At 59.4% G+C, this 9,717-nt stretch carries 6 protein-coding genes and 1 pseudogene; all 7 read left to right on the top strand.

Annotated elements, in window-relative coordinates:
• Window positions 1-178 precede the first annotated feature (178 nt).
• Window positions 179-4,945: an S-layer homology domain-containing protein gene (locus DWX58_RS15950; RefSeq protein ID WP_147382282.1), complete on the top strand. Its 4,767-nt coding sequence runs from the start codon at window positions 179-181 to the stop codon at window positions 4,943-4,945.
• A gap of 476 nt (window positions 4,946-5,421) precedes the next feature.
• Window positions 5,422-5,832, top strand: a complete 411-nt coding sequence (locus DWX58_RS14565; protein WP_118645195.1) for a sigma-70 family RNA polymerase sigma factor — start codon at window positions 5,422-5,424, stop codon at window positions 5,830-5,832.
• A 351-nt stretch (window positions 5,833-6,183) separates the two neighbouring features.
• The gene (locus tag DWX58_RS15790; RefSeq protein WP_243093548.1) at window positions 6,184-6,528 is read left to right on the top strand and encodes a recombinase family protein; all 345 of its coding nucleotides are present in this window, start codon (window positions 6,184-6,186) and stop codon (window positions 6,526-6,528) included.
• A complete protein-coding gene (locus DWX58_RS15785) occupies window positions 6,518-6,718 on the top strand; it encodes a hypothetical protein (RefSeq protein ID WP_243093546.1) in 201 nt (66 codons plus the stop codon). The genes DWX58_RS15790 and DWX58_RS15785 overlap by 11 nt, the downstream gene beginning before the upstream one ends.
• 110 nt (window positions 6,719-6,828) lie before the next feature.
• Window positions 6,829-7,095, top strand: coding sequence for a DUF6870 family protein (locus DWX58_RS14555; protein ID WP_118645192.1), 267 nt, complete (start codon window positions 6,829-6,831; stop codon window positions 7,093-7,095).
• A 121-nt stretch (window positions 7,096-7,216) separates the two neighbouring features.
• Window positions 7,217-8,905 (top strand): recombinase family protein, encoded by a 1,689-nt coding sequence (locus tag DWX58_RS14550; protein ID WP_118645189.1) that lies wholly within the window; start codon window positions 7,217-7,219, stop codon window positions 8,903-8,905.
• Window positions 8,906-8,951: 46 nt separating this feature from the next.
• Window positions 8,952-9,662, top strand: a pseudogene (locus DWX58_RS14545) (IS256 family transposase); the annotation flags it as partial.
• Window positions 9,663-9,717 lie beyond the last annotated feature (55 nt).

The following is a 9,717-nucleotide window of genomic DNA, read 5'->3' as shown; positions in this document are numbered from 1 at the left end:
TCCCCCCGCTGGATAAATCCAGCGGGGCAAACCCACTTATTGCAAAGCTGCACCTCACCTTTTCCCTATGGGACAAAATGTCCCATAGCTCCACCCCATCCCCGCACCCTGGCAGCAGACCGGGGGCTGACGATATAGCAAATCATTTTCCAAATTTTCAAAGGAGGCACACGCACAAATGAAACCCAAACCAATCTATGAGCGCCTCAGAGCGTTCCTCTTATGTCTCGCCCTGCTGGCGGGTATGCTGCCCGTCACGGCGGGGGCAGAGGAGGAAACAGTCAGCTACCATTTCTATGACACGAAGTCGGAAGAATGGAAAACAAACACAGCCAACGATTACACCACTGTAACGAATCAGACCGCCTGGAGCACCGGCTGGTACGTTGTAACAGACGAGGTGACTATCGATACCCGCATCACCGTCACCGGGGACGTCCACCTGATTCTAGGGGATAATGCCACCCTGACGGCCAGCTCGGGCATCACCGTGGCGACGGGCAACAGCCTCACCATCTATGGCCAGGAGGAAGGCACCGGCACCCTCACCGCTACCGCCCAAGGCAGCAGCGGTGGTACGGGTAGCAACGCCGGTATCGGCGCCGCAGGCGGCGGCAATGGCGGCGCGGTCACCATCTACGGCGGCACCGTAACAGCCACCGGTGGTACTGCCGAATATGGCGGCTCAGGCGCGGGCATCGGCGGCGCAGGCGGCGAAGGTGGCGAAGGTGGCATAGGTGCTATTGGCAGCAATGGTGGCGCTGGCGGCACTGTGACCATCTACGGCGGCACCGTAACTGCCACTGGCGGTGCTGGCCAGGCTGGCGGCGGCGCAGGTATTGGCGGCGGTGGCGGCGGTGGGGGTGTCAACTCTGACAACGGCGACCCCCAATGTGCGACCGGTGGTGCGGGGGGCGTCGGCGGCAGCGTCACCATCTATGGCGGCACTGTGACCGCAACCAGCAAAACGATTCGTCATTCAGGCAGCGGCGCGGGCATTGGCGGCGGTGGCGGCAGTAGCGGTAAGACAGCAGGCGGCAAGGGAGGGGATTGCGCCCCCGTCGCCATCACCGGCGGCCTGGTGACTGCAAAAAGCGGTGACACCGGGATAGGAGGCTCGGGCGCGGGCATTGGCGGCGGCGGTGGCGGCGCCAACTTCGGCTTATCGGCTATTGCTGACAGCGGCAACCCCGGAACCTTCTCCACACAGGGCGGCAACGCGGTGATTTTTGCCAGCAGCGGCAACGGCTTTCATAGCGGCGCTGCCATCGGCGCCAGTGAAACAGCCGTCTGGAGCGGTGTCATCTTCCAGGGCAAAGCTGGCACCGTGTACGGCGACCAGACCATTGAGGAGGACTTTACACTTGAACAAGGCTATACGCTGACGGTTCCCCAGAACACTACCCTGACCATCCCCAAGGGCGTGACCCTGACCAACAGAGGCACTATTAACGGCCCCGGCAAATTGACCGGCAGCGGAACGGTTACGAACAGCGGCTCCATATCCGTGAGCGTCAATGATTTTGCCGTAAGCGTTGCCTTGAGCATAACCAGCGGCGGAAGTACCGTGACTTCTGTTACCTACGGCTCTACTGTGACTTTGACGGCCACGGTCACAAAGAATAGCGGCAACGTCACCGATGGCACTGTGACCTTCTACCGGGGCGCAGCAACGGGCATCCCGCTGAACAGCACACCGGGAAATGTAACGGACGGCACCGCAAAGTATGAGTTGGCGTTGAAGGGCGACGACTGGAAACCCGGCGATACGGCATACACTATCACCGCCGTTTACACGCCTGCCAGCAGCAGCAACCTGCTGTCGGGCAGCGGCACCGGCATCCTCACCGTGTCCAAGGCATCCCAGGGCAACGCGCCCGATGCGCCCTCTGTGAGTACAGACACCCAGCCCACGGCCAACAGCATCACGCTGAACACTGTCACCGGCTCCGGGCAGGGCGCTGTTCAGTATGCCTGCGTGGAGGGTAGCGGCACCGGCATCACGGCTCCTACCGATGATGACGATTGGCAGACCGAGACGGTCTTTGATAGTCTGCAAGCTGGTACGGCCTACACCTTCTTCGCCCGCTACGCCGGGAATAATTTCTATGACCCGTCCCCGGCCAGTTCCGGCACCACCATTTACACGGCCTATGCCGCCCCCACCGGGACAGAGGGATATTCTATCAACTATTCCGATGAAACCGTGACGGCGACAAGCGGCTATGAGGTGAAATTGTCCAACAGCGATACCTGGACAGCCAGCGGCACCGCTCTGTCTATCTCCCCCGGCGGCACCTTCCAGGTGCGTCACGCGGCCACCGAGAACGGCTCCCCCGCCAGCGATGCGGCTACTGTGAATGTCGCAGAGCGGCCCGATGCGCCCGATTTGAAAATTGACACTGAGGCCGAGGGTGTGGAGATTTCCAGCGAGTATTACTACAACACCACCGGCGCGGACTATTCCGCCGAGGGCTGGACGCAGGGCAACGGCTCCCTTGTCCCTGTAGACCCGGAGGGCACCATTTACATCTATGCGGCGGCCACAGGTAGCGCCTTTAAGAGTGCCGTCCAAACCCTTGCGGCCCCGGCCAGAGGCACCGCGCCAACTTTGCCCACCATCGACTATAAGGACGAGTCCCTGTCCGGCACCAATACGGGCATGGAGTACGGCATAGCTATGGGACAAAGTGTCCCAAGCCAGTGGCAGGGCTGCTCCGCAGATATGTCCCTGACTTCTTTCGGCTGGGACGGTTCGGAGCAGGTAACGGTCTATTTCCGCACAGCGGCCACGGATGATAGCTACGCCAGCGCCCCCACCACGGAGGCCCTGACCATCCCGGCTCGGCCTGCGGCCCCCGACGCGCCGGAGGTGAGCGATAAGACGGATACCAGCATCACAATTACCGCCGAAACCGGCGTTCAGTATCGGCTGGGAGATAGCGATGATTGGCAGAGCGGCACAGACGGCAGCTTGACCTTTGATAATCTGACCGCCGGAACCGAGTACACCATCTACGCCCGCTATCCGGCTGTCACGGGTGACACCCCCGCCTTTGCCAGCGCAGAGGCCAAGCTCAAAGTCACCACCAAGACCAGCGCGGGGGAGGCTCCCACCGTGGGCGAGGCCACCGTGACGGCCAACTCCATCACCCTGCCCTATAACGCGGCCTGGGAGTACAGAATGGAAAGCGGCGATTGGGGCAGCGCCTATCAATTCTCCGGCTTGACCCCGGCCACAGAGTACACCTTCTATGTGCGCGTGGCGGAAACCACCACCGCCGAGGCGTCCCAGGAGGCTGAGGTCAAGGTCTACACCGCCTACACCGCCCCGGAGACGGGCGAGGGGTATTCCATCAACTACACGGAGGAAACCATCACCGTCGATAGCGGCTACGAGGTCAACACGGCCCAGGGCTTTGACGGGACTATCATTCCCGAAGGTTCTATCACCAGCTACATTGGCCAGCCCCTCTATATCCGCCGTGCGGCAGACGAGGACGGCGCTCCGGCCAGCGCGGGGACGGCAATCCCCCTTACACGGCCTGCCGCGCCCGCTGTCCAGGGGGTCAATGAAACCGTGCAGGGCCGGGAGGACGGCAAAATCACCGGCCTGACCGCAGGGGTGGGCTATGAGATTTCCGACGATAGCGGCCAGAGCTGGAAGAATGCTGAATTGACCGGCACGGAGATCACCGGCCTTGCCCCCGGCAGCTATCAGGTGCGCGTCAAGAGCACGGACACCAGCTTTACCGGCGAGGCGGCAAGTGTGACCATCTCCACCGGGGCCGAGCCTACCTATATCCTCAACGTCACCGCCCCTACCTTTGACAGCGTTTATACCGGCTACGCCCAGCCGGAGGCCAAGGCCATCACCATTTCCAGCGCCGGGAACAGCGACGCCACTATTTCCGGCGTCACCGTGGACAACGCCAGCTTTGTGATTGGCGGCAGCGGCTCCACTGTCCCCGCTGGCGGGAGCATCTCCACCTGGACGATCCGGCCCGCCGCCGGTCTGAGCGTCGGCACCTATACGGCCACCATCACTGTGGCCTACAATGACGGCACGACGGCCGCGGCCCAGGTGAGCTTTACTGTCACCCGGCGGCCCAGCAGCGGCGGCGGTGGAACGACCCCCAGCAATCCCACTTACACCCCCGGCGTCACCGAGCCGGAAAACGGCGCTGTTACTGTGACCCCGGAGAAACCCAAGGCCGGTGACACCGTGACCATCACCGCCGAGCCTGCGGAACGCTATAAGGTGGATTCCGTCACCGTCACCGACGAGGACGGCGATCCCGTGGACGTGACCGTCCAGGAGGACGGCCCCTACACCTTCACCCAGCCGGAGGGCGACGTGACCATCACCGTCACCTTTGACGTGGATATGCCCTTTACCGACGTGCCGGAGGGCGCATGGTACATCGAGGGGGCCAAGTACGTCTATGGCAACTTCATCATGTCCGGCACCAGCCCTACCACCTTTAGTCCCAGCACTCCCGTCAGCCGGGGAATGATTATGCAGATTCTCTACAACATGGTGGGCCAGCCCGACGTGGAGGGCGACTCCAACTTCACCGACGTGGACGAGGACTATTGGAGCGCGGACGCCATCGCCTGGGCCGTTGCCAATGGCGTGGCGGGCGGCTTTGGGGACGGCACCTTCCGGCCCGACGAGGGCCTGACCCGGGAGCAGATGGCCGTTGTCCTGCGCAACTTCACCTATCAAATGGGCTGGGACATCTCCGCCAGCGGCGACCTGTCCAGGTTCACCGACATTCCCGAAGATAGCTGGGCGCGGGACGCCCTGGCCTGGGCCTTTGCCGAGGGCCTGCTGACCGGCACCAGCGACACCACAATGGCCCCCACAGGGGAGGCGTCCAGAGCGCAGATCGCCGTGATTATGATGCGGTTCTGCCAGAGATACATCGACAACGTGGAATGACCCTGCTGCACGCTATCCCAGCGGCAAGGGCGACAACCCGAACACCACCCGCCCTTGGCCGTGAGACACTTTGTCCCAAAGGAGGCGTATTAACCCGGTAACAGGGCGGCGGCGCGAAGGAGGCCGTCAGTGAGAGAGAAGTATCCCTTTTGACCCATCCCCCGGAAGGGGGGCATGGAGGAGACATATCCCACCGCCTGTTTTGGGGGCGCGGACCGTTCAACTGTCCGCGCCCCTTCTCTATTCGACGGTTTTCTCCGGCGTTTGCTATCTGATTTTAGCAAACGCCGGGGAAAGCCGTCGAACTTTTTGCCGCCTTTTTTCGAGGGGCGGGCAGATTTCGGCTGCTTTTGAAAAATTCGGCATTTTCCACAGGAAACAAGTAGGTTTTTGTCCAGGATGCCGATCTCCGCCGGGGCTCCATTCAGAACACGACCCGACCCCTATCTAAAAATTCTGAATGGAGGAACATACAAATGACAACCATCAATCTGCGGAAGTATTTCTACTGGTACAAGGTGGACGAGTACATCGAGGTCAGCGACGAGGTGGCCGAGGAGCTCCGGGCCGACAAGGACTATGAGATCAACCACTGGCGGCGTATGAAACGCAACAAGGCCAACTACTCTCTGGACGCGGATGACGGTATTGAACACTCCATCTGTGAGTTCGAGCCGTCCCCGGAGGAGTTTATGGCCCGCGCCGTGACTATCCAGCGGCTGTGCTGCGCCCTCAACCATCTGCCCCCGGCCCAGGGGCGGCGCATTGACGCCCACTTCCTGCTGGGGCAGTCTGTCCAGGAGATTGCAGAGGCCGAGGGCGTGAGCTGCCGGGCGGTACAAATCGCCATTGACCGGGGGCTGGAGACGATGCGGAAAATTTTTTAGAAAAATTTTCGGTTTACTGTTTCGCTTTTGCCCGTTTTCTTCCCTTGGTATATAGAGGGGTATTTATTGCCCTCTGCACAGATACGGCGGGAGGACTTGGGCTGACGCGGGGAGCCGGGCGGCGGGTGCGCGGTGACTTCCTTCCACGGGGAACGAGCGAGGAACACCAGCGCCGCGAGTGAGCTGGGGCCGGTTCGCGGCCACGATCCGCAGGTGGACAAGCTGGCCGCTGTCCCCCATGTTTCACCGCCGCCTGTGCGGGAGCGCCGCGCCGGGAATTGCTGTCTGTTGACAGGCCGAACGGAACAGCGCGGCGCTCCCTACTTTGAAAATACGAAGGAGACTGACAACATGAAAGCGATCCTCTATTGCCGGGTGGACGGCCCGGAAAATTCCTTTACACTGGATGCCATCCTGGGCCAAAAGGACGCGCTGCTGGCTTATGCCAAGGCCCAGGGGATGGAGGTGGAGCAGATACACATGGACATCGGCTGCCCCGGCACAACCTTGGAGCGTGTCGGGCTGCAATCTGTAATCCAGGCCGTCCGGGAGGGCAGCGCCGATGTGATCCTCGTCGCCAACCGCTCCCGCCTGTTTCGGGGGCCGTTGCCCCCGGAGCTGGAGGGCCTGCCGGTTATCGCGGTCAAGGAACGGAAGGCGGGCTTAGACCGGGAGGAGGTGTCCCATGAACATTGAGCCAGAGCTGGCGGCCCTGCTCTCCCAGCCGTGGAGTGAGGGGGCCTGCCGGGGCTATGTGATTCTGGCCCTGGAGCGGTGCGGCTACCGGCCCGCCGCCATCGAGAAGGTCATGGCCGAACTGCATGAAGTATTCGATTATACCACCTTGGAGGAGGCCCAGGCCCACTACGAGCGCAGCCCCTATTAAATCTGAGACACTTTGTCCCAAGGGTGGAGCAAGGAAAACGGGCGGCAGTTTTGCCGTCCGTTTTCGTTTCCCCACCGGGAACACATTACTACATAAGAGGAGGTCGTACCGTGCGATTGACAGCACAGGAACTGGAGGAAATGCGGAGCGTCAACATCGGCGCTGTGGAGGCGGACAAGCTGCCCGACGTGAGCGGCATGGCCTTTGATAACAAGCTCCCGATGGAGGATCGGCTGGCTCGGTTCCTTGCCAGAGCCATCAATCCCTACTGCTTTTGTGTGGGCGGCGTGGGAGTCAAGATTGAGTTTTCCGAGGACGGCCCCTCGCTCCAGGACAAGCTGGCCGACCTGCTTGTCCGGCAGAAGAGCGGGCTCTAAAACCCTTGCGCCGCAGTCTGTTCCGGCTCTGAGACACTTTGTCCCGAGGCGGAGGCATCCTTGATGTACCCCCGGAACAGAGGTATAATATAGGTGTAATGTGATAGGGAAGGAGGTACAAATGGCACGAACCAAAAACCGGGGGCAGCAGCAACCTATCGCCCCAACCTATACCACCCGCCGCTGGGATGTGGGAATGTATATCCGGCTCTCCAAGGAGGATTTGAAAAAGGCCAAGGAGGGCAAGGACGATAGCAACAGCGTGAAAAACCAGCGCGATCTGCTCACCGAGTTCTGTCAACGCCATGCTGACGAGTTCCGCAGCTCTGAGGAATATGTGGATGACGGCCATACGGGAACAGACGCCAACCGGGAAGATTTTCAACGGCTCCTGTCCGACGTGATGAAAGGTAAAATCAACTGCGTCATTGTAAAAGACCTTTCCCGGTTTGCCCGGAATTACAGTGACGCCGGGAGCCTGATTGACAATCTCTTTGTTCAGATGGGTGTCCGCTTTATCAGTCTTGCGGAAAACGTGGACAGCTACCGTGACCCGGACAGCGTTTCCAATATCCTCGTCCCCATAACAAACGTAATGAACGACAATTACTGTTTTCAGACGTCCAAGAAAATCCGGCAGGTATTCGACTACAAGAGGCGCAACGGCCAGTATATCGCGTCCTATGCGCCTTATGGTTACTTGAAAGACCCGAAGGACAAGCACAAGCTGGTGGTCGATCCTGACGCCGCCCCGGTGGTAAAGCTCATCTACTCGCTGCTGCTGAAGGGGACTTCCAAGCGGGCTATCGGCATCTATCTGAATGAACACGGCATACCAAGCCCATCTGTGTATAAACAGAGTAAAGGGCTGCCTGTTGGGAAAAAGGGGTCAGGTCATACAATGTGGACGGGCCGCATGATTCATGCGATCCTGACTAATCCGACCTATGCGGGCGATTTGGCCCAGGGCCGCTACCGGGTGAAAAGTTACAAGGTGCATGAAATTGAGGCGGTTCCGGAGGAGGAGTGGGTGCGTGTTTCCAACACCCATGAGGCCATCATAGACCGGGAAACCTTTGACATGGTGCAGTCGCTTTTGAAACGTGACACGCGCACATCTCCCCAGGGGCGGGAAGTTCATGTGTTTAGTGGATTTCTCAAATGCGCGGACTGTGGCCGGGCTTTGACGCGGAGTTCAAATAAAAACGGGAACGTATATTACGCCTGTTCCACTTACAAAAATATGTCCAAAAAAGCCTGCACCATGCACTCTATCAAGCACAACCGCCTGGAGGCCGCTGTTCTGTTTGCTATCCAGCAACAGGTGCATCTGGCTGTTTCCTATTCTGACTTGGTGGCCCGTATCAATGCGGCCCCGGCCAAGCGGTGCCAATCCCACCGGCTGAATGACCTGATTGCCGCCAAGGAGCGGGAACTGGCAAAGGTGAGCCGGTATAAGCAATCCATTTACCAGGACTGGAAGGACGGGGAAATCACCCGGCAGGAATATCACGAAATGAAAGCGGATTACGAGCAGAAAACGGCCAACCTGACCGATATACTGGCCCGGCTGACCGCTGAACGTGACGAGCTTGCCAACGGGGTCAACAATGAACACCCCGCCCTGGTTGCCTTTATGAAATACCAAAATATCAGTACGCTTACACGGGAAATCCTCATTGAGCTTGTGGATCATATCAAGGTTTATGAGAACGGCAACATTAGTGTGAAATTTAAGTTTGCCGACGAACTGCGCAGAATTGCGGAATACATCCAGCTCAATACTGTTTCCCAACCCGAGGCGGGCTGACCGCCTTACCCCAACTTCGGCAGTCGGTTTTCCTAATATGATTTAACCTTATGTCTATGTGGATGGGATCTATCTGCGCCGCAACTGGGGCGGAGAGTTTGAAAATGTAGCCATTCTGGTGGCGATTGCGGTCAATGAGGATGGATACCGTGAGGTCCTGGGTGCCGCTGAGGGCATGAAAGAGGACAAGGCCAGCTGGGTCAGCTTCTTCCAGTGGCTGCGTAGCCGTGGCTTGGACGGGGTCAAGCTGGTGGTTGGAGACAAGTGCTTGGGTATGGGAGAAGTGTTCCCCAAAGCCAAGTACCAGCGTTGCACTGTCCATTTTTACCGCAACGTGTTCTCTGTCACGCCTCGCTCCAAGGTGAAGCTGGTGGCCAAGATGCTCAAGGCGATCCACTCTCAGGAAAGCAAGAAAGCTGCCCGGGAGAAGGCCAAAGCCGTGGTGGAGGAACTACGTTCTATGAAGCTGAAGGAGGCTGCTAAAAAGGTGGAGGATGGTATTGAGGAAACGCTGACCTACTGCGATTTTCCCAGCGAACACTGGACTCGCATCCGCACCAATAATGTCATTGAGAGACTGAACCGGGAGATCCGCCGCCGCACTCGTGTGGTGGGCAGCTTCCCAGACGGCAACTCCGCCCTCATGCTGGTTTGTGCCCGACTTCGCCATGTGGCTGGCACCCAGTGGGGCAACAAGAAGTACATGAATATGAAGCACCTGGAGGCTGCCGTTGAAGACGCCTCCATTGCCGGCTGACTTCATTCATCCAAGAGTCTGCAAACCAATTTGCGCAAAACTGTTGACACTACCT

This window comes from Pseudoflavonifractor sp. AF19-9AC, assembly GCF_003478995.1.
In the GTDB taxonomy this organism is placed as follows: domain Bacteria; phylum Bacillota; class Clostridia; order Oscillospirales; family Oscillospiraceae; genus Lawsonibacter.
Note: the sequence above shows the minus strand (reverse complement) of the source record. Positions and strands in the feature narration are given on the sequence as shown.